Below are 26,022 nucleotides of genomic sequence, written 5' to 3'. Positions count from 1 at the left end.
CCGAAGGAGAATTCATGACCACCGAGGCGACCTCGACGGACCTCCACGCCTTCACCGAGCGGTGGCTGGAGTGGTACCGCGCCCAGGAAGCGCAACTCGCCCACCCGCACGGATTCCTGGCGATCACCGGCCTGCACTGGCTCGACGACCGGCCGCAGCGCTTCCCCGACGCGCCCGGTGCCTGGCGCACCGGCCGCGACGGGGTCGTCGTCACCCTCGACGAGGGCGAGGAACTGACCGTCGACGGGACGCCGGTGCGCGGTGAGCACCGGTTCGGCGTCCTGCCCGAACGCGGTGGCGTCGACGCCGTCTGGAAGGACGCCGTCATCGAGGTCGCCAAGCGGGGCGGCCATGACATCGTGCGGCCCCGTCACCCGGACGCCCCGCTGCGTACGGCCTTCGCCGGAACGCCCGTCTACGCCCCCGACCCCCGCTGGGCCGTGACGGGCCACTACGTCCCCTTCGACGAGCCGCGGCCCACCACCGTGGGCGCCGCGGTCGAGGGCCTCGAGCACGTGTACGAGGCCCCCGGCAGGATCGAGTTCGAGCTGGACGGACGCCCGTTGGCGCTGACCGCGTTCCCCGGGCACGGTCGGGGCCGGCTGACCGTCCTGTTCACCGACGCGACGTCCGGGGTCACCACCTACGCCGCCAACCGGTCCCTGTCCGTCGACGCGCCCGCCGCCGACGGCACGGTCGTCCTGGACTTCAACCGCGCCGCGAACCTGCCGTGCGCCTACACGGACCTGGCCACCTGCCCGCTCCCCCCGGCGGAGAACCGGCTGCCGGTGGCGATCGAGGCGGGCCAGAAGATCCCGCGCGAACGCGGCGGTTCCTGAACACCCCGCTTCCCGGACCGGGGCGGCCGGGGCCGCGGCACGCCCCGGCCCCGGCCGCCGTCCCCGGCGCACGTCCCGGCCCCCGGCTCCCCTCCCCCGCCGAGACCATCACGAGCTGAAGGGCCCGCGCCTCATGAGCACTCCCGCCATCACCTCCCTGGCCTTCCTCACCCCGGGCAACTTCGCCGACGACGACCCGTACACCGGCCTGGAGGAGACCCTCCGGCTGTTCGAGCACGGCGAGCGGGCGGGCTTCGACGGTGCCTGGATCAGGCAACGGCACCTCGAACACGGTGTCGCCTCGGCGGCCGTGTTCCTCACCGCGGCGAGCCAGCGCACCGAGCGGATCGAACTCGGCACCGCGGTCATACCGATCGGCTACGAGAACCCCTTCCGCCTCGCCGAGGACCTGGCGCTGGCCGACGTGCTGTCCCGGGGCCGGCTCCAGATCGGCTTCAGCACCGGGATGCCGCACGCCGACCTGCTCGGCGACCTCGTGCACGACGGGGACTGGCGCCGCCTCGACCTGTCGTACGGCAGGATCGCCCGTGTCCTCGACAACCTGCGCGGCGACCACCTCGGCGGTCCGGACACGGTCATCCACTCGCCGGGCAACGTCCAGCGCCCCCGTCTGCAACCGCACAGCCCCGGTCTGGCGCACCGCGTCTGGTACGGCGGCGGGAGCCTGCGCTCGGTGCGCTGGGCGGCGGAGAACGGCCTGGGTCTGCTGACCGGCAACATCGTCACCGGCGAGGGGACCGACGACTTCACCACGGCACAGCTGAATCTGCTGGCCGAGTACCGCCGGAGGCTGTCCGCGCAGGGCGCGGAGCGTCCGGCACGGGTGGCGCTGGGCCGGGTGATCGTGCCCTTCGACGGCGCGGACGCGGCCGGCCGGGCCCGCTACCGCGCCTACGCGGCCGCCCGTCACGCCCGGACCCTCGCACCCCAGGGCCCGAAGCGGACCCTGTTCGCCCCCGACGTGGTGGGCACCGCCGAACAGATCCTCGAACACCTGACCGCCGACCCGGTCCTCGCCCAGGTGTCGGAGCTGCGCCTGGAACTGCCGTACGAGTTCCACCGGGAGGAGTACGAACAGATCCTGCACGACACACGGCACCTGATCGCCCCCGAGCTGGGCTGGCGCCCGGCCTCCCCGGCCGATGCACGCCCTGCCGGGACGCCCGGCACGGGTGGGACGGGGCCGGCCGGATTCGAACCGGCGTCCTCCCACATGAGGTGAAGGCGCGACGACCTCTGCGCTACGAACCCCGTCCCGCAGCCGATCATACGAACACTCCGCGCTCCATCGCTCGGGGTTTCGGCCGGGAAACACGCGGCCGGGGGCGACGGGCTCGCTCCGCGCCGTGCCGTCGGCCGTTCCGTGAGACTTAGAGTGGTCTGTCGTGAGCGACGATCCGACATTCCCCGGCGGCAGCCCCCCGCTCCCCGGACCCGGCGCGCGGTGCCGCGTGTCCGCGGCCGCGCTGGGCCGGCAGGACACCCGGGCCCGGGTGGACACGCGCCGGGGAGTTCGGCGATGACCCGGCTCGACGGGCGGATCGAACGGGGCAACCGTACCCGGCAGTCGGTACTGGACCGAACGGTCGACATCGCGTCGGTCGAAGGACTGGAAGCGCTGTCCGCGGGACGGCTCGCGACCGAACTGGGGCTCAGCAAGAGCGGGGTGTTCGCCCTCTTCGGGTCCAAACAGGAGCTTCAGCTCGCGACCGTGCGCGAAGCCGGACGGATCTTCGCCGAGCGGGTGATCCGGCCCGCGGAACAGGTGCCGGCCGGGGTCGGTCGGGTGCGGCGGCTGTGCGAGCTGTGGCTCGAGTACTCCCGCGGTCGGGTCTTCCCGGGCGGCTGTTTCTTCTACGGGGTCATCGCCGAGTTCGACGCCCGGTCCGGGCCGGTGCACGACGCGGTGGTCTCGGCCCACCGGGCGTGGACGGGCCTGATGGAGCGCACGATCGACGAGGCCCGCACCGGCGGAGAGCTGCGTTCGGACACCGATGTCCCCCAACTCGCCTTCGAACTGGTGGCGTTGATGGAGACGGCCAACGCCGTATCCGTGCTGCACGACGAGGAGACCGCCTACGGCCGGGCCCGGGTCGGCATCGCGGACCGGTTGCGGAACGCCTCGGCGGACGGGACGCCCGTACCCCTGGGGGAATGACCCCCTGACCCGGCCCCGGCCCCGGAGGGATCTGCGGCCGGAAAACAAATTGCACGACCGGTCGCACAGTTTTACGGTCGGACCATGAATGTCACCGGAGCGGACATCGTGGAACTCGACCGGATCGCCGTCCACGAGGCCTTGCGGGTGGTGGGACTGGCGGAGAACGCGGACTGGGACCGCGCCACACCGTGCGCGGACTGGAGCCTCCGCCGGCTCGTGGCGCACATGACCGCACAGCACCTCGGCTTCGCGGCGGCCGCGCGCGGAGCGGGACTGGAGGCGGCACACTGGCGGGAACCGCGGGACATGGACGAGCCGGCCCGCGTCCACGAGGCGGCCGCGGCGACGGTGCTCGCGGCCTTCGCCGAACCCGGCGTGACGGAGCGGGAGTTCGCGCTCCCCGAGCTGGGCGGAAGTTTTCCCGGACGGCAGGCCGTCCGCTTCCACTTCGTCGACTACGTCGTGCACGCCTGGGACGTCGCCGCGACCCTGGGAGCGGGCCTGGAACTCTCCGACGACGTCCTCGGCGCGGCGCTCGCCACGGCCCGACGGGTACCGGACGATCCGGCCGTCCGCGGCCCTGGAAACGCCTTCGCCCCGGCGCTGGGCGTGCCCGACGGGTCGGGACCGCTCGACGAGACGCTGCGCCTGCTGGGCCGGGAACCGGACCGGTGGCCCGCGCGTGCCTGAACCCACGGACCTCGGGCATCGCCCCGAGGACACCGGGCGTGCGCCCTCGCGCCGCCGCGCGGGACGAACCGGGTGCGGGGCGAGTCGTGACTGAGCGGGGCCGGGCTGGGCAGGACGCTTGACCTTGACACGGTGACAAGGTCTTCACTGCTCGCCGAGGAGGTGGTCTCGATGACGGTCACGGGACAGGACCAGGACACGGATGCGGATGCGGATGCGGTACGAATTCTCCGGGGGCTCGAGGACGGCCGCTCGTCGGTGCGGCTCCGGGCCGCCATGGCGGCCGGCGCGGCACCCGGCCCACGGTTCGTCGCCGGTCTCGTCCACCGGTGCGCGATCGAGCCCGACTTCTTCGTCCGCGACATGCTGACCTGGGCACTCACCCGCCACCCGGTGTCCGTGACGCTTCCCGCGCTGCTCCGCGAAGTCCGCTCGGACCACGCGCAGGCACGGAGCCAGGCCCTGCACACACTGTCCAAGATCGGGGACCGGAGGGCGTGGCCGGCGATCACGCCCGCGCTGCTGTCCGACAGCGAGGACGAGGTCGCACGGAGCGCCTGGCGGACCGCGGTCGTGCTCGTGCCCGAGGGCGAGGAGGCCGCACTGGCCACGCTGCTGGCGACGCAACTCGGGCGTGGCGGGCGGGAGACGCAGCTGAGTCTCAGCCAGGCCCTGGTGGCACTGGGAGAGGCGATGGTGCCGGTGGTGCACGCCGCGACCACGGCGTCCGAGCCGCAGGTGCGTGCCCACGCGCTCGCCACGCAGCGGCTGCTGCGCGACCCGGACGCCGGTTTCGAGCTCGCGATCGAGGAGGCGAAGCGCGTCGCGGTCCTCGACGGGCCGGACCGGGAGGGACGATAGGGCGTGTTGATCGGTGAGGTGGCGCGACGGTCCGGCGTCAGTGCCCGCATGCTGCGGCATTACGAGTCGCTCGGTCTGGTGCGCCCTTCGGGACGCACCGGCTCCGGCTACCGGGAGTACTCCGGCCAGGACATCCGGCGGATCTTCCACATCGAGAGCCTGCGGTCGCTGGGGCTGTCGCTGCGCGAGATCGGACGGGCGCTCGACGATCCCGGCTTCGCGCCCTCGTCACTCGTCGAGAACCTCATCGGCCGGACCCGCGAACGCATCGAGGCGGAGACCGAGTTGCTCACGCGGCTGGACAGGATCCGGGCCGCGGAGCCGGCCGACTGGGAGGACGTGCTCCAGGTCGTCGCGCTCCTACAGGCGTTGGCCTCGAAGAACGCCGACGCGCGCCAGCGAGCGGCGCTCTCCTCGTCCGGCGAGGTTCCGGTGCCGGTGGAGGCCCTGGTCGAGGCGGCGCTGAGCGAGACGGAGCCGAACGTCGCCGGGGCCCTTCGCTGGGCACTGGCGCGCTCCGGCGACCGCGGCCCGGCGCTGCTCGCGAAGGGCCTGGACTCCCCGGTGGCCGCGGTACGGGAACGGGCCGTCCGGTCGCTCGCCGAGATGCCCGGCGCCGAGGCCACCGCGCAGCTGCGGACCGCCCTGGCGAGCCCCGACCCCGTGGTCCGCGGGCATGCGGCTCTGGCGCTCGGCGCACGAGGCGTGGCCGACGCGGTCCCGACGCTCGTCGACATGATCGTGGAGGGGCGCAACGACACGGACGCGGCCGACGCCCTGAGCGTGCTGGCGGGCGACGACGCCACGGCGGACCGGCTCGCGGCCGGGCTCCTCGACCGGCTCGCCCGCCCCACCACGCGGGCATCCGCACGCGGACGGCTGACCCAGGCACTGGCGGGCATCCCGGGGACGAGGGTGTCCCACGCGCTCGTGGAACTGTCTCGGGACACGGACCGTGCCGTCGCGCTGACCGCGACCTACCTCCTCCGGCTGCGCGACGCACGGTGACCCGTGTCCCCCCGGGGCGGCGCCTCGCCGGTGGCGTAGGTCGTGTCCAGCGGCATGTGTCGTGTCTGACGGCATGTGTAACAGCCCTGTATTACGGCCCGGTCGAGCGGAACGGCGTGCCGGGCCGGGGGGCCTGGGGGTCGGAAACGCCGGCCAGGGCGGCTGACCGCCTCCCGGGAACTCGAGGGCCTCGGGCGGTGCGTCGCCCACACCCCCACCATGTCCCACGTGTCACCTAGGGCGTGTTTCGAAAGTCCCGTCTGGCTCGCGACGCCTGGCACGGCTCCCCCAAGCTCTTCGAGCAGGGGGTACCCCCACGCCGCGTTGTCGGGATCACCCGAGTACACCCAGTACGCGGGCGACCCTCCGCCTTGCGATGCACCGCACCAGACGCCGCGAGCCCCGCCCTCCGGGCGGACGACGCTACTTTCGAAACACGCCCTAGGGGTTCGCCCCGATACCCGTGCCGCGGTCCCTTGCCTACCCTCGTGAGGGGTGCTGGACTTCCGCTCAGCCACCCGTTCCGCACCGAACTCGTTCGCCACGGAGGACCGATGAAGGCGATCGTCCAGGACCGGTACGGCTCACCCGATGTCCTGAAACTCAGGGAGGTCGACGCGCCGGCCGTCGCCGACGACGGGGTGCTCGTCCGAGTGCGCGCCGCCGCGGTCAACGCGCGCGACTGGCACCTCATGCGGGGCGATCCGTACCTGGCGCGCCTGGGGCTCGGGCTGAACGGCCCGAAGACGAAGATCCGGGGCACGGATTTCGCGGGCCGGGTGGAAGCGGTGGGCAGGAACGTGAAGCGGTTCCGTCCCGGCGACGAGGTGTTCGGCGAGGCCGACGCCGCCTTCGCCGAGTTCGTGTGTGCCCCGGACAGCGCGGTGGAGCCGAAACCGGCCGGGCTGTCGTTCGAGCAGGCGGCCGCGTTGCCGCTGGCGGGGAACACCGCGCTGATGGGCCTGCGCGACCTGGGAGGGGTGCGGCCGGGCCAGGAGGTGCTGATCAACGGCGCGTCGGGCGGGGTGGGCACCTTCGCCGTACAGATCGCCAAGGCGTTCGGCGCGGAGGTGACCGGTGTGTGCAGTACGAGAAACACGGACCTGGTCAGGTCGCTCGGCGCGGACCACCTCGTCGACTACACCCGGGAGGACTTCACCCGGATCGGACGGCGGTACGACGTCGTGTTCGACCTGGTGGGAAACCATTCGCTGACCGGGTTCCGCCGCGCGCTGAAACCCACCGGGACGCTCGTCCTCTCCGGTGGGGGCGTGTTCGAGGGCGGGAGTGTGGTCGGGCCGATGGGCCTCCTCCTCAGGGGGCAGGTGATGTCACGCTTCGCCCGCCACCGGCTGTTCGTCCTCACCGCGACACCGAGCAGGGAGAACCTGGCGGCGCTGGGGGAACTCGCCGGGTCGGGAAAACTCGTCCCCGCCATCGACCGCACCTACCCCTTGGGCGAAGCGCCCGAAGCCATCCGTTACCTCGAAGGGGAGCACGCGCGCTCGAAGGTCGTCATCACCGTCTGACGGACGGCGGCACCGGCCCCGGCGGAGCACTGCCGTCACCACCGCGGGCCGGCAGTGTTCCGCCGGGGCCGGCCCTCTATTCGGTGCGCAGGGCCGTGGCGGTCCGGGTTCTCGCGGCCCAGCCGGCGGGCAGGAGCGCGCCCAGGGCGGCGATGAGCAGGCCGCCGAGTGCGAGCGGGAGGAGTTCGGCTCCGTGGTAGACGGCGATGACGGAATCGGGCAGGCGCAGCCCCGCGCTCTCGCCCATCGCGGGCATGACCCAGCCGTGCACGGTCACGCCGAGCGGCACACCGAGCGCCCCCGCGACGAGCCCGGTCACGACGACCGAGGTGATGACCATCGTGACGGTCTGCCGGGGTGTCATGCCCAGTGCCTTGTGCACCCCGATCTCCCGGACCCGCTCGCGGGTGTCGAGCAGCACGCCGTTGAGGACGCCGAGCGCGGCGACGGCGACGAGCATCGACGTGAGGGTCGCGGAGAGCGCGTCGAGCGTGACGACCATGTCACTGCCGCCGTCGAGCCCACCGGCCCGGGCGGTGGCACCCAGCGGTGTCAGGTCCTTGTTCAGCGCGTCGACGTAGGCGGCGACGTCGGTGCCGGAGGTGACCGCGATGTGGTGGCTCGTGTCCGTCAGATCGGGACGGGCGGACGCGAGGGTGCGGACGTCGGTGAAGACCTGCATGCCGTCGTTGCGGGGGTCGAGGACCTCGCCGACGATCCGGACCGTGACCGGCTCGGCGAGGCCGCCGAGGGTGACGGTGTCGCCGATGCGGGTGCCGGTGGCGGTCAGGAAGGGGGTGGGGACCACCGCCTCGCCGGGCTTGTCGATCCAGCGGCCCTCGACCATCGTGTAGCCGCCCCAGGAGGCGTCGCCGGTGAAGGCGATCACATGGGCGATGCCGGTGAGGCCGGACACGGTGGCCCGTACGGTCGCGGCGCTGTAGTACTTCCCGGTGCCGGGGGCGGCCTCGACGGCCGCGGCGACCGCGGCGGGATCGGCCCGCGGCCTGTCGGCGACAGGACCTCCGGGGCCGAAGTCCGGCAGCGGCTCGGGCACGGTCACATCGGCGACGTCATGGGCCTTGGCCTTCATCACTTCGCCGAGCGAGGCGCCCATTCCCACCGTGAACGTGACGGCGACCGTGCCGAACAGCACCGCCGTGCCCATGGCCAGCGCGCGGGCGGGCCTGGCGAAGGGCCGGGCCAGACCCAGCGCGACCGGCTGCGGCAACGGCAGCCGGCCGGCCAGCCGGACCGCCCACCGACCGCGCTCCGCCGAGGCGTTACGCCCGACGGCGAGGGCGTCGACCGTACGCAGCCGGCCCGCCCGCAAGGCGCTCGCCCACGCGGTCGCCGCCACCAGGCCGAGCACCCCGGCGATCACCGCCAGGTCGACCCAGGGGGCGACGGCCAGGGACGAGGTGCCGTACGCGTCCTCCGCCTCGGCCAGTACGGGCACGGCGAACAGATGGCCCGCGAGGACACCGAGTCCCGTGCCGGCCGCGGCCGGGACCAGCGCCTGGCCGACATGGGCCCGTACGACCTGGGCCGGGGTGAAGCCGACGGCCTTGAGGATGCCGATCCGGCGCGTTCCCGCGCCGACGGCCGACGCGACGACGTTGCCGACGACGAGCACCGACATGATCAGACCCAGGGCGCCGAACGCGACGAGGAACGGGACGTAGAGGGCTGTGTCGCGCTCGGCGTTCTTCTTGGCGGTCAGCCATGACTGTTCGCCGACGGCCGCCTTCTGCGGCAGGGATGCCGTCACGGCCTTGCCGCCCGCGATGATCCGCGCGGCGGTGCCCGCCCGGGTGAAGCGGTAGAGCATCTGGTAGCCGCCGCTGCCGGGCTCGGTGAGCGCCGGCATCTGGGACGGAAGCACCCAGGCGTCGGCGGTCCGCGTGACCGACCGGGCGACACCGACCACCGTCAGGGTCGGAACGCCGGACGGTCGGGCGAGGGCGATTCTCCTTCCCGGTTCAGGGATGAGCGGGGAATCGGCGGACAGCACGATCTCGCCGGCCCGGACCGGCCACCGTCCGTCGAGCAGCGCCACCTCGTCCACGTCCCGGCCGGGACCACTGCGGCCGACGACGGTCATGGGCCACCCCGGGCCCTCCTTGTCCGCCCGCGGGGTGACCGTCGCCGTGGGGAACGGTCCGGCCGCCGCGCTCACCTCCTCGGTGTCCCCGGACGCCGACAACTGCCCCGCGCTCACCTTGCCCGCGTCGAACCGGAGGGACAGATGCGCGCCGTGCTGCCTGGCGAAGGCGTCGTCGAAGGGTGCGTCGGAGACCACCGTCAGCGTTCCGCCGAGGACTGCGGCGGCCACCGCCATCAGTGTGGTGAGCCCGATCACCAGGGTCTGCACCCGGCGTCGTGCCACCCCGGAGCGCACCACCTTGCCGAGCGCGCTCATCGGGCGGCCTCGGCGGCGGCTCGCGAGTCGACGTCCTCGGTGATCCGGCCGTCGCCGATCCGGACCGTCCGCCGGGTGCAGGACCGGGCGAGCGCCAGGTCGTGGGTGACCAGGACGATGGTCTGGCCCTCTGCGTGGAGGTCGCGGAGCAGCCTGCTGACGTCCTGTCCGGCAGCCGTGTCCAGGGCTCCGGTCGGCTCGTCGGCCAGCAGCAGCGGCGGCCTGTTCATCAGCGCCCGTGCCACCGCGACGCGCTGCCGCTCGCCACCGGACAGCCGCCCGGGGTAGGCGCCGGCGTGCCGGTCGATGCCGAGGTCCTCCAAGAGTTCGGCCGCTCGGCGGTCGGCCTCGGCCCGTGCCGTACCGGCGAGCCGCGCGGGCAGGACGACGTTGTCGGCCACGGTCAGATCGTCGAGCAGGTTGAAGAACTGGAAGACCATGCCGATCTTCGACCGCCGGTAGAGCGCCGACGCGGCCTCCCCCAACCGGTCCACGCGCACTCCGTCCACGGTGACGGTCCCCGAGTCCGGACGGTCCAGCCCCGCGATCAGGTTGAGCAGGGTGGACTTGCCGCTGCCGGACGGGCCGAGGATCGCGACGGCCTCGCCGGGCCGCACGGTCAGCGAGACGTCGTCCACGGCGGGCGGTCCGTCGTCGTGGCGTCGGCTCACCTCGCACAGTTCGATCACCGGCGTGGTCATGAAAGGGCTCCTTCGGTACGGGGATCGGACCCGTCGGACGCTAGGAGCCCGGCCGGCCCGAACGCGTCGCCCGCCCGGACCCCTTGCCGTACCGCATCGGGATGACCTCCCGGAACGTCATCCTTTCGATGTAGGCGTCCGATGCAGGCGGGACGCCGGAAACGGTCGCCGAGGCGGACTCCGTGAGTGCGGACGGCGGCGACAATGAACCGGTGACGAGCGCGCGTACGACGTGGGAGCGGTTGCGGACCCTGGCCCGCGAGGCTGTCCGCGATGCCTGGATCCCGGCCGGTCCACCACTGCGGCTCAGCCGTCGCGCCTGGCGGTTCGACGTGCTGGTGGCACTGGTGCTCGGTGTCGTCACGGTCTATTACGGCATCGACAACGCGAACAACATCGTGGTGCGTGAGATCGCGCCCGGTGTGACGTACGTCGTGCCGCGCCCGTCCGGCCCCGGCGGCCTGGCCTTCATGGTGACGCTCGCAGCCGTCGCCTCCGGTGCCCTGGCGCTGCGCCGCAGCTTCCCGCTCACCGTGCTGTGCGTCGTGACGGCCGCGACCCTGGCGACACCGCAGAGCGTTCTGCGGCTGACCTTGTACGCGTTCGTCATCGCCGTCTACAGCGCCGCCGTGTACAGCCCGTACCGGTTGGCGACCCTGGCGGCGCTGCCGGTGTCGGTGCTGCTGGTGGGCACCTCGGGGAACTCGGTGACACCGGTCGTCCCCAACGAGTACATCGTCCTGCTGATCCTGGTGCCGATGGCGGGCGCCGCGCTGGGACTGCGCACCTGGAAGCTCCGGACCGACGAGGGCCGGGCCCGGCTCTCCGCCCTGGAACGCGAACAGGCCGAGGCGCTGCGCCGGGCGGTGGAGCACGAGCGTGCGAGGATCGCCCGCGAGCTGCACGACGTCGTCACGCACAACGTCAGCGTGATGGTCATCCAGGCGGGTGCCGCCCGCAAGATCATGAAGACCGACCCCGAGGAGGCCGCCGAGGCCCTGTTCGCCGTCGAGGCGGGCGGCCGGGCGGCCATGACCGAACTGCGGCACGTCATGGGCCTGCTCACCATGACCGACGAGGACGAGCCGGCGAGCGAGGACGAGGACCTGGCGGACAGCGGGGCGGAGCTGACCCCGCAGCCCGGCCTGGACCAGCTCGACACGCTCGTCGGACGGGTACGGGACGCCGGACTGCCGGTCGAGCTGACCATGACCGGACCGCCCTGCGAGATCCCGCCCGGCGTCGGACTCGCCGCCTACCGCGTGGTCCAGGAGGCCCTGACCAACACGGTGAAGCACGCGTCCGGCGCCACCGCCTGCGTCACCGTCGAATACGGACCACAACGGCTCCGGGTGGAAGTCACCGACACCGGCGGACGGCCGGGCACGGGTGCGGCCACCGGCAACGGCCGGGGCCTGATCGGCCTGCGCGAGCGCCTCGCGGTCTACGACGGGACGCTGAGCACCGGCCGACGCCTGACCGGCGGCTACCGTGTGGAAGCGCTGATCCCTCTGGAGGCACCGTGACCGAGCAGCCGCCGCGCGTGCTCCTGGCCGACGACCAGACCCTGGTCCGCACCGGGTTCCGGATGATCCTCCGCGCCGACGGCATCGGCGTCGTCGCCGAGGCGACCAACGGTGCCGAAGCCGTCGAAGCGGCGCGCCGCACCCGTCCCGACGTGATCCTGATGGACGTCCGGATGCCGGAGATGGACGGTCTGGAGGCCACCCGCCGCATCCTCACCGGCGCCCCCGACGAGCCCCGCGTCATCATCCTGACCACCTTCGACCTCGACCGGTACGTCTACGCGGCACTGTCCGCCGGTGCCAGCGGTTTCCTCCTCAAGGACGTCACCCCCGAGCAGCTGACCGCGGCCGTCCGCACGGTCCGTACCGGCGACGCCCTTCTCGCGCCCGCCATCACCCGCCGCCTCGTGAAGCGGTTCGCCCGGCACGGCGGCGACACCGCCGCCCTCCACCGCGACCTCGCCTCGCTCACCCCGCGCGAACTGGAGGTCCTCGGTCTGCTGGCCCGGGGACTGAGCAACGCCGAACTCGCCGCCCGCCTCCACCTCGCCGAGGCGACCGTCAAGACCCACGTCGCCCGCATCCTCGCCAAACTCGGGCTTCGTGACCGGGTCCAGGCCGTCATCGTCGCCTACGAGACCGGTCTGGTCAGCGCCGGTGAGCGCGAGGCCGCCCGACGGTCCGCCGAGCCGTAGCCCGAAGCCGGGGCCGGTCCCGGTCAAGCCCGGGCGAAGGCCTCCTGGAGGAGGTCGGCGAGGAGGGCCGCGCAGGAACCGTCGGGATCGAGATCGGGGTCGTAGATGGTGAGGTTGAAGCCGACACATCGTTCCGATCGCACCAACGTCCGCAGCAGTGAGGCGAGTTCGTCGGGCAGGAGCCCACCGGGGTCGGGGCTGTCGACGGCGGGCATGACGGACGGGTCCAGCACGTCAGCGTCCAGGTGCACCCAGAACCCGTCGGTCACGGGCACTTCGAGGGTCCGCAGAACCGCACCCGTCAGCTCCTCGGCGCCCCACTCCCGGATCTCGCCGACCGTCGCGTTCATGATCTTCAACTCGGTGAGCTCGGCCCGCTCCTCGTCGTAGTCGCGGATGCCGAGGACCCGTACGTCCTCGTCCCTGACGTACGGCCGCAGTCCTTCGAGATCCGTCAGGTCCCTCTGGCCGCGGCCGGTCCCGATGGCCAGCTCCTCGCCGCCCGCGGCACCGATGCGGTCGGAGTTGCCGGGGTGCCGGAAGTCCGCCGATCCGTCGATGACGACGAGTCCGTACCGCCCGATCCTGCGCAGGGCGAGCGAGGCGCCGAGCTGGATGGAACAGTCCCCGCCCAGGACGACCGGGAAGTCGCCCGCCCGGACATGGTGCTCGACGCGGTCGGCCAGCTTGCGGGTGTACGTGGCGATCGCTCCGGCGTTGAACACGCCGTCGCCCTCCCTCCACTCACCTCGGTCGTAGCGGGGCGGAACGACGACTCCGCCCTCGTACGCCCCCAGTCGCTGAACCAGCCGCTGCTCCCGCAGCGCACCCGCCAGCTTGTAACACCCGGGGACACTGCCTTCGGTGGGCGGCCGGAGACCGAGATTGGACGGAGCGTCGATGACGACGAGACGGCGCATCCGGCCATGATGACCGCGCGGGGCGGCGCCGGCCACGGTTTTCCGCGATCCGCGCGACCGACGCGCGGTGCGCGTCGCCGCCGAGGAGCTCGGCGGGCCGGGGCGGGACCACGACGTGAGAACCCAGGGACCGTGGGTACCCGTGCCGGAGGAGCACGACGGTCCGCACGGCGCCAGTCACCTCCGGGCGCTCGTACGAGTGGTTCTCCACCGGGCCGTCACGGCGCTCCGGCGAACACCACGACACCGGACCCGACACACCGGTCAGCGAGGCCGATCATGAGCGATCAGTTCCCGACCCCGTCCCAGGCAGAGGGCGAACGCACGGACGACGATGCGGAAGAGACCCATACCGATGTCCCTCGGACGACTCCTTCGCAGGCCGAAGGCGAGGACACGGAGGAAACGGACTGAGGACAACGAACGACTGAAGCAGGAACGAGGCCGAGCCGGACCCCTGGGCGCCCCGGTCCGACGTGGAGGCGCCCCGGTCCGGGACTCCGACGTGAGGAACCGCTCGGCCGCGGGCCGAACCTGAACGAGGCACCCGCGCCGGAAACGCCGCCCCCTGCCGGCCGTTCCGGCACCGACCTCTGCCGGCCGTCCCGGCACCGGCGAACGGCCGCCCGGAGGGGCCACTCGCGGAAGACATATCGTCAAGAAGCTTTCATGCAGGGCGAGTTGTCCACGAGGATCGCAGCCGTGCCCATGTGGTTCCACCGGACTACGGATGACGTTCGCCCGTTGTACGCCTTCGCCGTGTCCCCTTGCGGACGGTCGTGAACGCGGCGGGTGCAATCCGGGGTACGGGTGCGATCCTGTGTGTCCACTTCCGACTCACCCTGGGTTGCACGCCCGGCGCGCCGGGCCGACAACGTTGTCTTCCGGTGAGACCGGACCGTGTGTGCGTACGAGCGACGTGGAGAGGTTACGTGCCCATCAGATCCCGGTCCCCCTTACCCCGTGTGCTCCTTCCGGGCACCACCCGCCGGTCCCGGCCGCTGCGCGCGACGGCCGTCGCGCTGCTCGCCGGGGCCCTCGCCCTCACCGCTCCGGGCGGGAGCGGTGTGGCCGCGGCGGCGCCTTCCCCGACCGCGTCCGCAGGATCCGGCGGGACATCCGGCGGGACGGACTACACGACACTCGTCGACCCGTTCGTGTCGACCGCCGGCGACGACGGCAACGACCTGCCGGGTGCCCAGGCGCCCCACGGTCTGGCCAAGGTCAACCCGCTGACCACGCCGGACCGCAGCCACTCCGGGTACGACTACGACGAGGACCGCATCGCCGGGTTCACCGCCACGAACCTCGACGGCGTCGGCGGCTCGGGGGGCGGTGGCGACCTGCTCGTCGTCCCGACCTCCGTCCGCTACGACAAGCGCCCCGCGCCCAGCACCTACGCCCACACGTACAGCCACGACGACGAGACCGCGACACCCGGCCACTACCGGGTGGGGCTCGGGGCGGTCTCCGGAACCGCGTCGTCGGTGACGCAGGACCCCGGCACCGTCAAGGCCGAGATGACCGCGACGACGCGCACGGCACTGGAGCGGTACAGCTTCCCCGCCGGGTCCGAGCCCGAACTCGTCCTCGACCTGGCGAACAACTTCACCAGCCGCACCCGCTCGACCTTGAAGGCGACGACCCTCCCGGACGGGACCACCTCGATCAGCGGGCTCGTCGCGGGGTCGTTCAACGGCGCCTCGTACCAGCTGTATTACGACGCCACCACCAACGTCCCCGTGACCTCCCTGCGGAGTTGGGGCGGCGACGGCGGGCTGAGCGACGCCACCGCGCAGGACGGCACCGACACCGGCGCCGTCCTCGGGTTCGACAAGGCCGCCGGGAACGACATCGAACTGCGCGTCACGCTGTCGCCGATCAGCGCGGAACAGGCCGCGACCGACCAGCGGAGCGAGGTCGGCCGGCTCACCTTCGACCAGGTGCGGGCGCAGACGAAGGCGGACTGGAACCGCGCGCTCGGCGCCGTCGACGTGCACGCCTCCGAGAAGTCCGATCCGGGGTCGACGCTCACCAAGGAGTTCTACACGCACCTGTACCGCATGTACGCGCTGCCGGTGAACGCCACCAGCACCAGCGGGACGTACCGCGGCGCGGACGGAGCGGTGCACAAGGCCAACGGCTTCACGTACTACGACGGCTGGTCCACCTGGGACGACTTCCGCAAGTACTCCGTCGAGGCGTACATCGACCCGGCCGCCTACCGGGACATGGTGCAGTCGCTGATCGAGCTCTTCGCCGATGTGCACGCCTCCGGCAAGAGCCTCGGCAGCCTGACCCACTCGGTGCCGACCGTGCGCTGGGAGCGCTCGCCCGTCCTGGTCGCCGACGCGCTGTCGAAGGGCTTCACGGACTTCGACCGGCTCGACGAGGCGTACCCGGCGCTGGAGTCGTACGCCGGGTACTACACCGGGGCGCAGCTGCGGCAGGGTTACGTCAGCGGGGATCCCGGCAAGACCGTGCAGCGCGGCTACGACCAGTGGGCGCTGTCCGTCATCGCCGACGCGCTCGGCAAGGACGAGGACGCGAAGAAGCTGCGCACCCAGGCGACGATGGCGATCGACCACCTCGTGAAGTCCGGTGCCTGGACGGCGGCCGACGGCACGAAGGTCGGTCTGCTCACCCCGCGCGCCACGGGCGGCGACTGGCAGAGCGCCGACCACGAGAAGTTCGAGGCGGCCGGCCTCTACCAGGGCACGCTCTGGCAGTACCACTGGTACGACGCGTACGACATGGGCGGTCTCATCGAGGCCATGGGCGGCGCGCGGGCCGGCAGGGCCGCCGTGGAGCACATGTTCGGCGAGGACTCCGCCGCCGACGACGGCTCGACGATGCTGCACTCCAACGCGAACGAGATCGACCTACAGGCCCCGTACCTCTTCAACTACGTCGGTGAGCCGAGCCTGACGCAGAAGTGGGTGCGCGCCGTCTACACCGGCGCCACCTGGAACCGCTACATCGCGACGGGCTCCTCGAACGAAGCCCCCAGCTCCGGCGGCGAGTTCCGCCCACCGGTGAAGACCCAGGTGTACAAGCTCTCCCCGAAGGGCTTCCTGCCGACCATGGACAACGACGCCGGCACCATGTCGACCATGTTCGTCGGCGCCGCGCTGGGGCTGTTCCCGGTGACCGCCGGTTCCGGCCAGTTCCAGATCGGCAGCCCGTTCTTCGACTCCACCACGATCCGCTACGCCAACGGCGCCCGGTTCACGGTGAAGGCCGACAACGTGTCGCCCGGCAACTACTACGTGCAGAGCGCGACCCTCAACGGCGCGCGGTTCGACGACACTTGGCTCGACTACTCGCGGATCGTCGCCGGCGGGACCCTGGACTTCACGATGGGCGCCAAGCCCTCGCAGTGGGGCGCCCACACCAAGCCCGCCTACTCGCTGGACACCGACGCGGGCGACACCGGTGACGGCGGCACGGGCCGGGGCGACACCGTCGTCTCCGCCGACCCGGGCACCGTCGCCACCGGGGCGGACGGCACCCTCGACGGCAGCGTACGGCTCACCCTGTCCGGACTGGCGTCCTTCGCCGCCCGCAAGGGGACCAGCCTGACCGGGACCGGGGCGGCCACCGTGACCGGCCTGCCCGGCGGTGTCACGGCGGACCTGCGCGTCGCCGGCCCGCGCACCGCGACGCTGTCGCTCACCGGCAGCACGCAGGTCGACGCGCGCTTCGGCATCACCTTCCAGGACGCGGCCTTCGCACACGGCGTGCGGGCCTCGACGGTGCGCGGCACCGGGACGTCCCCGACCGACCCGCTCGTCGTCTCCGCCGCCGCGGTGCCCCGCAAGGCGCTCGGCGCGCTCGTCGACCAGGCCGTGCCGGTGCGCGAGGGCAACTACTCCGACGGCTCGTGGAACGTGTTCCGGTCGGCGCTCGAGCGTGCGCGGACCGTCCTGGCGGACACCGCCTCCGTGACGGGCACGATCATGGCCGCGGAGGACGCGCTGCGGTCCGCCGCCGACGCGCTCACCCTCGACGAGGGCGGCTACGCCGTCCTCCAGGCCGAGGCGCCCGACCAGATGGAGGGCCCCGGCCTGGTGAAGGAGGCGTACTACTCGGACGGCGACCTCGGTGGCGTCACCGAAGGGTCGTGGGAGCGGTTCGCCAGGCTGGACTTCGGCGGGGTCGCCCCGCGCAGCGTGTCGGTCCGCTACGCCAACTCGCAGCCTACGACCGCGAAGCCGAGCAGTGTGGACATCCACGCGGGTGCCGCCGACGGCCCCGTCGTGGCCACCGTCCAGCTGCCCGGCACGGGCGGCCGGCAGTACTACAGCACGGTGCGGGCGGCCGTCACCGACCCGGACGCCCTGCTGGGCGCGTCGAGCGCGACGTTCGTCTTCCACGCCCCGTCCGGCCAGTCGTGGGTGTCGAACTTCGACTGGTACCAGTTCTCGGCGAACGCGGTCTCCTCGTCCACCACGACCACGCTCGCCACGCTGACCGCGGCCGGCAGCACCACGACCGGCGGTGGTTCGCTCCCCCTCGATCTCACGAACGGCATCTTCGAGAACACCACGAACGGCGCGTGGGCCCAGTGGCGGGGCATCGACCTCCACGACGGCGCCGACAGCGTCACCGTCCGCTATGACAAGCCGCGGTCGCGCGCGGCGTCGGACTCGCACATCGAACTGCGCCTCGGCTCGAAGGACGGTCCGAAGAAGGCCGACATCCCCCTCGACTACACCGGATCGGGCTGGGGAACCGTCGCCACCACGACCGTACGGCTCGATCCGGACGTCTTCAGCGGCGTCCAGGACGTGTACGCCGACTTCGTCTCCGGCACCCAGTCGTCCGCGCAGCCCTATGTGGCCAACGTCTACGCACTGACGCTCGCTCAGGACACGTCCGCGCCCGTGGTGTTCGACGCCACCGCGTTCCGCTCCCACAGCGGAGGCGGACTCAAGAGCGAGCCGGTCGGCTGGAGCGGCGCGGGTTCCACCACCGACCTCGGCGGCACCTACGACGGAGCCTGGCTCGACTACGGCGACATCGGCTTCGGCGCCTCCCCCAAGAACACTGTCACGATCACCTACGCCAACAACTCCGCCCGTTGCGGCACCGGTTCCGCCGTCCAGCTCTACCTGGACGCCTTCGACGCGACCGCCCCCGGAACGCCGTACGCGACCGTCCCGCTGCCCGTCACCGGTGCCGCGTGGTCGTCGGGAGGGACGACGAGCCTGACGCTGCCCGGGGCGATCACCGGAACGCACGCCGTCCACCTCCGGCTGGTGACGACCCCGGACTCCTCGCATCCCTACGTCGCGAACCTGGGCCGGATCACCTTCGACCACGTCGAAACGCCCACCGCCACCGACAGGTCCGCCCTGCGCAAGGCGATCGACCGGTACGAGGGGCTGTCCGACCACGCCGATCGCTACGACACGATCGACTTCGGCGTGTACCGGCGCGAACTCGCCGCCGCACGCGCCCTCGTCGACGCCGACGACGCGACCCGGCTCGAGATCGACACCCGGACCCGCAGCCTCGCCCTCGCCGCCGGACAGCTGGTCCCGCTCCCCCGGCTGAGGCTGGAGGACCTGGTCGCGACCGCGTCCGCCCTCACCGACGACCGCTACACGGACGCGTCGTGGACGGCGTTCACCACGGCACTCGCCGAGGCGAGGACCGCGGTCGCGGACGACACGGCCGGGGACGCGACCCTCACCGCCCGGTACGACACCCTCCGCCGCGCCATGGCCGCACTCACCGTCAGGCCGAGAACGGTACCGGTCACACCTGACACGGTGTCGGCGACCTCGTCCGGCACGAGCGTGACCGTCGTCTGGTCCGCGCCCGAGGACACCGGCGGCTCGCCGGTCACCGGCTACCGGATCACCCTCGACGACGGCCACCGGGTCGAGATCCACGACCCGGACAGCCGGAGCGCGACGTTCACCCGGCTGCGGACCGGCCGGTCGTACACGGCGCGGGTCCGGGCGGTGAACGCCGTCGGCGCCTCGCGCCCGAGCGCCGCCACGGCACCCGTGGTGACCGGTGGCGGCAAGCCGCAGAAGCCGGTCGTGACGGGAGTGGTCACCGACAGCAGGCGGGTCCGCGTGACCTGGCGGGCGGCCGGCGACGGCGGGTTCCCGGTCATCGGCTACACCGTGGTCCTCGACGACGGGACCACCGCGCACGTTCCCGCCACGGCGGACACCGCGCTGCTCACGGCCTCCGGCAAGGCCGGGGCGCACACGGCCGTCGTCACCGCGGTCACTCCCGCCGGAACCTCGGACGACTCCCCCACGACCGCCTCGGCACGGGGATCCGGCGCGACCGCCCCGGCGGACGCCTCCGGCCCGGCGTACGTGTCGTCCCCCTTCCCGGACGACGTGCTGAACACGACCTACTCCTCGGACAGTTGGCCGACGACCGGTGACGGGAGCGACTACTTCGACAGCCTGCTCAGCGGTGTCGGCAACCTGCGCGCCGACGTTCTCGGTACCAACACCAAGGTTCCGTACGGCACTTCGCCCACCGCGGAGAACGACAGGACGGCTGTGCGCATCAACAACGCGGCCACGCAGAAGGAGGTGGACCGGGCCGAGGTGGACGCCACGAACAGCGCCACCGTCACCATGGCCGACGGCCTCGGCTCCCGGCTCGGCCGGATCTACAGCGACGCCCTCGAGGACGGCCGACTGCCCAGGACCAGCGCTCTGTTCTCCCGCGTCACGAAGAACCTCGACAAGGTCGACGCGGCGAAGAACCACTACGGCTATCTGCGCCCCTACGTACGGCTCGGGTTCGTCGGCGACGGGGGTGACGTCCACGAGTCGCAGGACGGTTCCTACAGCGGCCTCGCGACCAGCGGCTCGTATCCGAGCGGCCACACCTACGGCGGCTACGAAGCCGGGACGGTCCTCGCCACGCTCCTGCCGGAACTGGCACCGTCGATCCTCGCGCGCACCTCGGAGTACGGGGACAACCGCGTCGTCCTCGGGTTCCACTACCCGCTAGACGTCATGGGAGGACGCATCACCGGACAGGCCACCGTGGCCCACCGGTGGGCGGACCCCGACTTCCGGAGACTGCTGACGCAGGCCCACACCGAGATCGAGAACGTGCTGCTCGCGCAGTGCGAGAACGAGGGGTACGGCAACACGCTCGCCGTCTGCGCGGGGGACGCCTACGCAGGCCTGAGCACGGCGCAGGACGTCGACCTGTACACGCGGCGCCTCACCTACGGGTTCTCCCGGGTGGCGGAGGCCGGACAGACGCTCAAGACGCCGTCCGACGCGGCGGCCCTGCTGCTCACGGCCTTCCCCGACCTCACCACCGAGCAGCGCACCCAGGTCCTGGAGCAGACCGCGACGGACTCCGGGTACCCGCTCGACCTCACCGCGGGCGGCGGAGCGAGCTGGCAGCGGATCAACCTGGCGGCCGCGATGGCGGCGCACGTGACCGTGAACGCCGACGGATCGGTCACGGTGACGAACTTCGCGGACGCCACCGCGGCGAGTGTCGCCGACGCCACCGCGATCACCGTGGGGGGCGTCCCCGTCGACGGGTTCGACCCGGAGGTGTCCACCTACGTCGTCGACTGGCCGAAGAACACGAGGGTCCCGGCCGTCTCCGCCGTACCGGCCCGGTCCGGCGCGCGGGTGAAGGTCACCTACGGCGGTCCGGTCCTCTCTCCGGCCGGATCCCGGTTCACCACCCGCACCGTCAGGGTGACCTCGGCGAACGGTTCGGTCACCCGGACCTACACGGTCGCGTTCCAGCCCACGGACCGGGACGACCGGCCGGTCGCAGCCGGCGGGAACGGCGGCGACCGCGATGGCGCGGGCGCCGTCCCCCGGCCGCCCGGAGGCGATGGAACGGGATCCGTCGGCGGCGCCGGACGCTGGTCGCCGGCGACGGAGTGGGCGCGGCGCACCGGCGTTCCGGAGGTGGCCGGCACGACGTGACCGCGGAAAGCCTCCTGGTGCTTCAGAATCCGATCGCTTCACGGAGCAGCAGGACGGTGGCGCGTCCCGGCCGGGGTTCCGCGTTGAGGACGAGGAGGCGGTTGAGCGCGCCGGGCACTCCGTAGACCTGCCTGGCGCGCTCGTCCTCCAGCGGGACGCAGTGCTCGTCGACGCGGCGCAGCGCGGTCCTCAGATCGGGCACCACCTTCTGCGCGCCGACCACCAGGATCACGCGGGGCGCGGCGCCCGCGTAGGCGGGCAGTTGGCTGCCGCTGGCCGAGGCGGCCACGAGGGAGCCGGTCTCGGTGACCGCGCAGACGCTGCCCACCACGGCGTCGGGGCAGGCGAGCATCCGCCATATCTCGGCCATCCGGGTGGCGCGGTCCATGGTCAGCCCGCGCACTTTGACGGAGTCGTACCGGCCGCTGTCGTTGATGTCCTCGTCGATGCCGGACAGGCGGAGGGTCTCGCTGGCCGCGGTGAACACCGAGCTGCCCGCGGGAATCAGGTCCTTGACGCGGGTCCGTGCCGCGGCGGCGTCGTCGAGGATCTCTACGTCGAAGTTCCTCTCCTTGAGCGCGGCGGCCACCCGTTCCAGCCGCTCGTCGGTCGCCGGGGCGGTGAACGGTGTCGTCGTTGTCGTCGGTGTCATAGGTGTCGGGGCAGTCATGGTGTCTCCGGTCTTCCTGTCCGCTGGATGATGTGCCGGTCTCACCTGTTCGACAGCACAGCCCCGCGGAATGTGAGGCGCGGCTCCGGTCCGGCCGGATGTGGGGCGGCGCTCCGGCCTCACATTCCGGTGCGCTGTCCTGTCGTACCGGTGAGAGCACATGCGACCGAGGGAGCTGTCGGCACCATGACCACCCGATCCGACCCGGGGCACGGCCGCCCCGATCCGAGCCTGGACGCGGTGATGAGCGAGCGGCGTCACCTGCTCGATCTCGCCTACCGGCTGCTGGGGTCCCTGACCGAGGCCGAGGACGCCGTCCAGGAGACGTACACCCGCTGGTACGCCATGTCCCGGCAGCAGCAGGACGCCATCGAGTCCCCCGGCGCCTGGCTGACGACGGTCGCGAGCCGTGTCTGCCTCAACGTGCTCGGCTCGGCACGAGCCCGGCGGGAGACCTACGTGGGCGAGTGGATTCCCGAGCCGCTGCCCGGGGGCGCGGAGTGGGTCGGCGGGCGGCAGGGGGGTGCGGCCGTGGACCCGGCGGACCGGGTCACCCTGGACGAGTCGGTCAGCCTGGCGTTCCTGGTCCTGCTCGAATCGATGACCCCGGCCGAGCGCGTCGCGTTCGTCCTGCACGACGTCTTCTGCCACCCCTTCGCCGAGGTGGCCGAGATCGTCGGCCGTACGCCGGGGGCGTGCCGCCAGCTGGCCTCCTCGGCCCGCCGCCGGGTCCGGGCCGCACGGCCTTCCGCGACCTCTGCGGGCCGGCACACCGACGTGGTCGGCGCCTTCAAGAAGGCGTGGGAGGCCAAGGACATCGAGGCCCTCATCGGTCTGCTCGACCCCGACGCCACGGCGACCGCCGACGGCGGCGGTCTCGCCTCGACCTTCCTGCGCCCGATCGAGGGCGGTGAGCGGATCGCGCACGCCTGGGTCGATCTCGCCCGCCGGAGGCCCGACGGAATGCTGCTCCTGGAACGTACCGTCAACGGCCGGCCGGGACTGGTGGCCCAGCAGGACGGCACCACCGTGACGGTGTTCGCGTTCGAGGTCGTGGGCGACCGGATCAAGAACATCTGGGTGGTGCGCAATCCCGAGAAACTCCGGCGCTGGACCACGGGGTGACGCGCGGGTCGTCCGGCCCCCGTGCCGTCCTCCGCTCGCGGTGCCCGGCGCCGTCGGCCCGGTCCGCCCCCGAGGCGGGCCGGGCCGACGGCGGCCACTACGCCACGCGCAGGGTGTACCGGCCGGAGGTGTGCGCGGTGAGCCGCCAGCCGCCGGGCTGCCGCTCCAGCCGGATGCCGGTGAGGCCGCCGCCCTCGGCCTCCGGGCGGGCCGGGCCGGGGACCCACACGTCCAGGGTGCCCGTCCCGGAGCCCGCCAGCCGCAGGTCCCGCTCGGTGAGGGAGGACTTCAGGGAGTTCAGACGGCCGGGGGCGCTGCGCGGGTACGCCTGGGACAGTGCCGTGATCTCGAAGGCCGGACTCGCCAGCGGCTCACCCTCGGGGCAGGTGTGGAGCACGACGCCGCCGCCCGAGGTGGTGGCCGCCGGGTCGTTCTGCGGATCGCCGCAGGCCTTCTTCCAGACCCAGATCGCCGATCCGAGCATGTCGCTGTTCTGCCGCTCCAGGAAGCGGTCGAACCGGGCGTGGAAGTCGTCGGGTTCCCCGAACCATCCCCACTCGCCCGACCACAGGGGTGCCCCGTACGCCCGGGCGGTGCGCTCGGCGGTGGTGTAGCCCTGCTCGATCGAGGTCAGGGTGACGCCCAGGCCCTGGTCCATGGTGATCGACTCGCTGTACAGGTGGGGCGAGAAGACGAGCAGGGGGTCGTCGGAGAACCCGGCCGGCGGGGTGGTGTCGAAGCCCAGGCCCGACCAGAGGATCGAGGGCTCGAAGAACACCAGGTGGTGGAAGCCGCCGGGCACCTTCGACTCCGCGGCGCGGATCGAGGTGATCGCCTGCTGGTAGAGGCGTCCGAGCAGGATCGAGGACGTGACGCCCGGGGCGTTTCCGGGGCCGGGCTCGTTGAGCAGGTCGTAGCCGGCGACGGCGGGCTCGTCCGCGAACGTCCTGGCGAGCCGGCCCCAGGCACGGGCGAACTCGGTGCCGATGCCGTCGGTGTCGTCGTAGAGGTTGGTGAACGCCTGCTGCACATTGGGCGCGAGGTCGCGGCCGAGGAAGCCGCAGGCCTTGGCGCCGTCGGTGCGGGTCGCCCACTCGGGGGCGCCGTCGTTGCCGAACTCCGGTGAGGCGTTGGCGCGGCAGCGGGTGCCCGGCGCGGCGCTGACGTACTTCGAGTACGTGTCCTGGTGCATGTCGAGGACGGTGTGGATCCCGTGGGCGGCGGCCTGCCGGACGGCGGTGCGCACCCGCTCCAGATAACCCTCGTCGAACTCGCCCCGCTTCGGCTCCAGGGCCGACCAGGACAGGGCCAGCCGCTGGACGTCGAACCCGTACCGTGCCATCTGGGCGTAGTCGGAGTCCTTCAGCGGCCACACCGTCGGCTTGGCCGGGTCGGGCTGCCCGTAGTCGATGAGCTGGTTGACGTTCACACCGCGCAGCAGCACCTGGCGTCCCGTGCTGTCGCCGATCACCGGGTCCTGTCCCTCGCGACGCAACACGGTCAGCGGCAGCAACTCGTCGCGGTCGCCGCCGGCGGTCTGCGTGGGCGCGGCGACGGAGGCGACCTCCGTCGCCGGTCCCGGTGCCAGGGTGCCCGCGGCGAGCGCCAGCACCGCGGCGATCGCGACCGGCGGCGCCCACCGGACGGCGCGGGCCAGGCCGCCGCGCTCGGCCGAGGGCTCCCGCCGTCGCCTCCACGCCATTTCCGCGACCCAGGGCACGCAGACGACGCCGGCGCACACGCCCGCGGCCACGCCCTCCGCGACCCTCGTGAGCGCGGACGCGACCGGGAACAGGGCTCCGCCGAATCCGTTCAGGCCCGCGTCGATCAGCCACAGGGGCACGAACCCGAGGGCTCCCGCCGCGGTGAGCGTCGTGGCGAGCGACCACAGGGTCACCCCGGTACCGGCGTGGGTGAGTCCGGGCGACACCACCCGGCGCCAGAGCCCGATACCGGCGAGCACGGTGGCGACGCCGGATATCAGCGTGGCCACGCCGAGGCCGCCGGGTATCGGGCCGGCGGCCCAGGCGAACATGCCGGTGCCCGCGTGGAGCGCCACGGCGGCACCGGCGGGCAGCCACGCGAACCCGGCGATCTCGTTGATGTCGGCGCCCGGGGCCTCTGCGGCGGACTCGCCGCTCTCGCGGCCCTCGTCCGGCTCACCGCTCTCGTCCGCCCTACGGCGCAGGCGCCACACGCCGATCCGGTACGCGGCTGCCGACACGCCCGCGACCAGCGGTCCGAACACGGCGTACTTCGCACCGGTGAGCCCGCACTCGCCGAGCAACGCCCCGGCTGTCGGGAAGATGTGCAGCCCGGCCGGTCCGGCGACGGCCAGCAGCAGCACGCTGTAGGCCAGTTTGGCCAGGACCGCCACGAGGACCAGGCTCGCCCAGACGGCGCCGAGGACCCAACGCGCCTTCGCCCCGGGAGCCGCGGCACGCACCACCCGGTGGACGGCCACCGCGCTGCCGCCGATCAGCAGGGGCAGGAACACCACCGTGGCCCACGCCGGGCTGGTCGCGTTGCCGGGCAGGAAACCCGCGTCCAGCCAGTTCTCCGGGGCGAACAGTCCGGTCCCGTCGGCAAGGCCGAGGACGGCGCAGAGGACCGCGAGGACGACCACGGTGGCGAAGGACGCGATGCGGGCAAGCCGACGGCCGCCGCTCTGATCATCGGCTGGGAGCATGGATGGAGAAGATAGGGCAGTGTGAAGGTCCTGCGAAAGCCCTGTGAACAGGAATTTCTCTTGATAGGCGGAGCTCGGGTCGGTACGGGCGGCAGGGAGGCCGCGGGCCGCTCGCGCGAGGCGCTTTCGCCGGGTCGGGGGCGGAGATCCGAACTCGCTTGCCGGGCCCGGGAGTCGCCGGACCCGCCGCCGCCCGTCGCTCGCGGAGCCGGTGCCCCGCGG

At 72.6% G+C, this 26,022-nt stretch carries 16 protein-coding genes and 1 tRNA gene; 11 read left to right on the top strand and 6 right to left on the bottom strand.

Going from position 1 to position 26,022, the window contains the following annotated elements; genetic code table 11:
- Positions 1–14: 14 nt before the first annotated feature.
- Both CW362_RS06910 and CW362_RS06905 read left to right on the top strand, forming a co-directional pair.
- Positions 15–839, top strand: coding sequence for a DUF1684 domain-containing protein (locus CW362_RS06910; protein WP_103548469.1), 825 nt, complete (start codon positions 15–17; stop codon positions 837–839).
- 133 nt (positions 840–972) lie between these two features.
- Positions 973–2,082: an LLM class flavin-dependent oxidoreductase gene (locus CW362_RS06905; protein WP_103548522.1), complete on the top strand. Its 1,110-nt coding sequence runs from the start codon at positions 973–975 to the stop codon at positions 2,080–2,082.
- On the opposite strand, the gene CW362_RS06900 is transcribed toward CW362_RS06905, so the two are convergent.
- Positions 2,039–2,111 (bottom strand) — tRNA-Met (locus CW362_RS06900). The genes CW362_RS06905 and CW362_RS06900 overlap by 44 nt on opposite strands.
- 268 nt (positions 2,112–2,379) lie before the next feature.
- Between CW362_RS06900 and CW362_RS06895 the strand changes: the two genes are divergently transcribed.
- From CW362_RS06895 to CW362_RS06875, 5 genes are all read left to right on the top strand, one after another.
- A complete protein-coding gene (locus CW362_RS06895; RefSeq protein WP_103548468.1) occupies positions 2,380–3,018 on the top strand; it encodes a TetR/AcrR family transcriptional regulator in 639 nt (212 codons plus the stop codon).
- A gap of 84 nt (positions 3,019–3,102) precedes the next feature.
- Entirely contained in the window at positions 3,103–3,711 is a 609-nt protein-coding gene (locus tag CW362_RS06890; RefSeq protein ID WP_103548467.1) for a TIGR03086 family metal-binding protein, read from the top strand.
- A gap of 171 nt (positions 3,712–3,882) precedes the next feature.
- Positions 3,883–4,572: a HEAT repeat domain-containing protein gene (locus CW362_RS06885; RefSeq protein ID WP_103548466.1), complete on the top strand. Its 690-nt coding sequence runs from the start codon at positions 3,883–3,885 to the stop codon at positions 4,570–4,572.
- 3 nt (positions 4,573–4,575) lie between these two features.
- Positions 4,576–5,580 (top strand): MerR family transcriptional regulator, encoded by a 1,005-nt coding sequence (locus tag CW362_RS06880; protein ID WP_103548465.1) that lies wholly within the window; start codon positions 4,576–4,578, stop codon positions 5,578–5,580.
- A 554-nt stretch (positions 5,581–6,134) separates the two neighbouring features.
- Positions 6,135–7,109 carry an NAD(P)-dependent alcohol dehydrogenase gene (locus CW362_RS06875; protein ID WP_103548464.1) on the top strand — a complete coding sequence of 325 codons (975 nt, stop codon included), beginning with the start codon at positions 6,135–6,137 and terminating at the stop codon, positions 7,107–7,109.
- Between the two features lie 76 nt (positions 7,110–7,185).
- Here the strand turns inward: CW362_RS06875 and CW362_RS06870 are convergent, their stop codons facing one another.
- Together CW362_RS06870 and CW362_RS06865 are read right to left on the bottom strand one after the other, a co-directional pair.
- Complete coding sequence (locus CW362_RS06870; RefSeq protein WP_206300880.1) at positions 7,186–9,531, bottom strand: ABC transporter permease; 2,346 nt, start codon at positions 9,529–9,531, stop codon at positions 7,186–7,188.
- Positions 9,528–10,232, bottom strand: coding sequence for an ABC transporter ATP-binding protein (locus tag CW362_RS06865; RefSeq protein ID WP_103548463.1), 705 nt, complete (start codon positions 10,230–10,232; stop codon positions 9,528–9,530). Before CW362_RS06865 ends, CW362_RS06870 begins: the two co-directional genes overlap by 4 nt.
- A 212-nt stretch (positions 10,233–10,444) precedes the next feature.
- Between CW362_RS06865 and CW362_RS06860 the strand changes: the two genes are divergently transcribed.
- Both CW362_RS06860 and CW362_RS06855 read left to right on the top strand, forming a co-directional pair.
- Positions 10,445–11,758, top strand: coding sequence for a sensor histidine kinase (locus CW362_RS06860; protein WP_206300879.1), 1,314 nt, complete (start codon positions 10,445–10,447; stop codon positions 11,756–11,758).
- Positions 11,755–12,453: a response regulator gene (locus CW362_RS06855; RefSeq protein WP_103548462.1), complete on the top strand. Its 699-nt coding sequence runs from the start codon at positions 11,755–11,757 to the stop codon at positions 12,451–12,453. The genes CW362_RS06860 and CW362_RS06855 overlap by 4 nt, the downstream gene beginning before the upstream one ends.
- Before the next feature lie 23 nt (positions 12,454–12,476).
- Here the strand turns inward: CW362_RS06855 and CW362_RS06850 are convergent, their stop codons facing one another.
- Positions 12,477–13,373, bottom strand: coding sequence for an arginase family protein (locus CW362_RS06850; RefSeq protein ID WP_103548461.1), 897 nt, complete (start codon positions 13,371–13,373; stop codon positions 12,477–12,479).
- Positions 13,374–14,305: 932 nt separating this feature from the next.
- On the opposite strand from CW362_RS06850, the gene CW362_RS06845 reads away from it, so the two are divergent.
- A complete protein-coding gene (locus CW362_RS06845; protein WP_162683988.1) occupies positions 14,306–21,316 on the top strand; it encodes a glycoside hydrolase domain-containing protein in 7,011 nt (2,336 codons plus the stop codon).
- Positions 21,317–21,338: 22 nt separating this feature from the next.
- Here the strand turns inward: CW362_RS06845 and CW362_RS06840 are convergent, their stop codons facing one another.
- Positions 21,339–21,968 carry an LUD domain-containing protein gene (locus CW362_RS06840; protein ID WP_103548459.1) on the bottom strand — a complete coding sequence of 210 codons (630 nt, stop codon included), beginning with the start codon at positions 21,966–21,968 and terminating at the stop codon, positions 21,339–21,341.
- Between the two features lie 204 nt (positions 21,969–22,172).
- On the opposite strand from CW362_RS06840, the gene sigJ reads away from it, so the two are divergent.
- Positions 22,173–23,111: an RNA polymerase sigma factor SigJ gene (gene sigJ / locus CW362_RS06835; protein ID WP_103548458.1), complete on the top strand. Its 939-nt coding sequence runs from the start codon at positions 22,173–22,175 to the stop codon at positions 23,109–23,111.
- 97 nt (positions 23,112–23,208) lie between these two features.
- On the opposite strand, the gene CW362_RS06830 is transcribed toward sigJ, so the two are convergent.
- Positions 23,209–25,800, bottom strand: coding sequence for a cellulase family glycosylhydrolase (locus CW362_RS06830; RefSeq protein ID WP_103548457.1), 2,592 nt, complete (start codon positions 25,798–25,800; stop codon positions 23,209–23,211).
- Between the last annotated feature and the right edge of the window lie 222 nt (positions 25,801–26,022).

The organism is Streptomyces populi (assembly GCF_002911015.1).
Classification (GTDB): Bacteria; Actinomycetota; Actinomycetes; order Streptomycetales; family Streptomycetaceae; genus Streptomyces; species Streptomyces populi.
The sequence above is the reverse complement of the archived record's forward strand: the minus strand, read 5'-3'. Positions and strand labels throughout refer to the sequence as shown.

Bases quoted from the DNA above. Each gene is read 5' to 3' on its own strand.
- CW362_RS06865 (WP_103548463.1), bottom strand. From the start codon at position 10,232: ATGACCACGCCGGTGATCGAACTGTGCGAGGTGAGCCGACGCCACGAC.
- CW362_RS06850 (WP_103548461.1), bottom strand. From the start codon at position 13,373: ATGCGCCGTCTCGTCGTCATCGACGCTCCGTCCAATCTCGGTCTCCGG.
- sigJ (WP_103548458.1), top strand. From the start codon at position 22,173: ATGACCACCCGATCCGACCCGGGGCACGGCCGCCCCGATCCGAGCCTG.
- CW362_RS06895 (WP_103548468.1), top strand. From the start codon at position 2,380: ATGACCCGGCTCGACGGGCGGATCGAACGGGGCAACCGTACCCGGCAG.
- CW362_RS06910 (WP_103548469.1), top strand. From the start codon at position 15: ATGACCACCGAGGCGACCTCGACGGACCTCCACGCCTTCACCGAGCGG.
- CW362_RS06890 (WP_103548467.1), top strand. From the start codon at position 3,103: ATGAATGTCACCGGAGCGGACATCGTGGAACTCGACCGGATCGCCGTC.
- CW362_RS06885 (WP_103548466.1), top strand. From the start codon at position 3,883: ATGACGGTCACGGGACAGGACCAGGACACGGATGCGGATGCGGATGCG.
- CW362_RS06905 (WP_103548522.1), top strand. From the start codon at position 973: ATGAGCACTCCCGCCATCACCTCCCTGGCCTTCCTCACCCCGGGCAAC.
- CW362_RS06840 (WP_103548459.1), bottom strand. From the start codon at position 21,968: ATGACACCGACGACAACGACGACACCGTTCACCGCCCCGGCGACCGAC.
- CW362_RS06830 (WP_103548457.1), bottom strand. From the start codon at position 25,800: ATGCTCCCAGCCGATGATCAGAGCGGCGGCCGTCGGCTTGCCCGCATC.
- CW362_RS06870 (WP_206300880.1), bottom strand. From the start codon at position 9,531: ATGAGCGCGCTCGGCAAGGTGGTGCGCTCCGGGGTGGCACGACGCCGG.
- CW362_RS06875 (WP_103548464.1), top strand. From the start codon at position 6,135: ATGAAGGCGATCGTCCAGGACCGGTACGGCTCACCCGATGTCCTGAAA.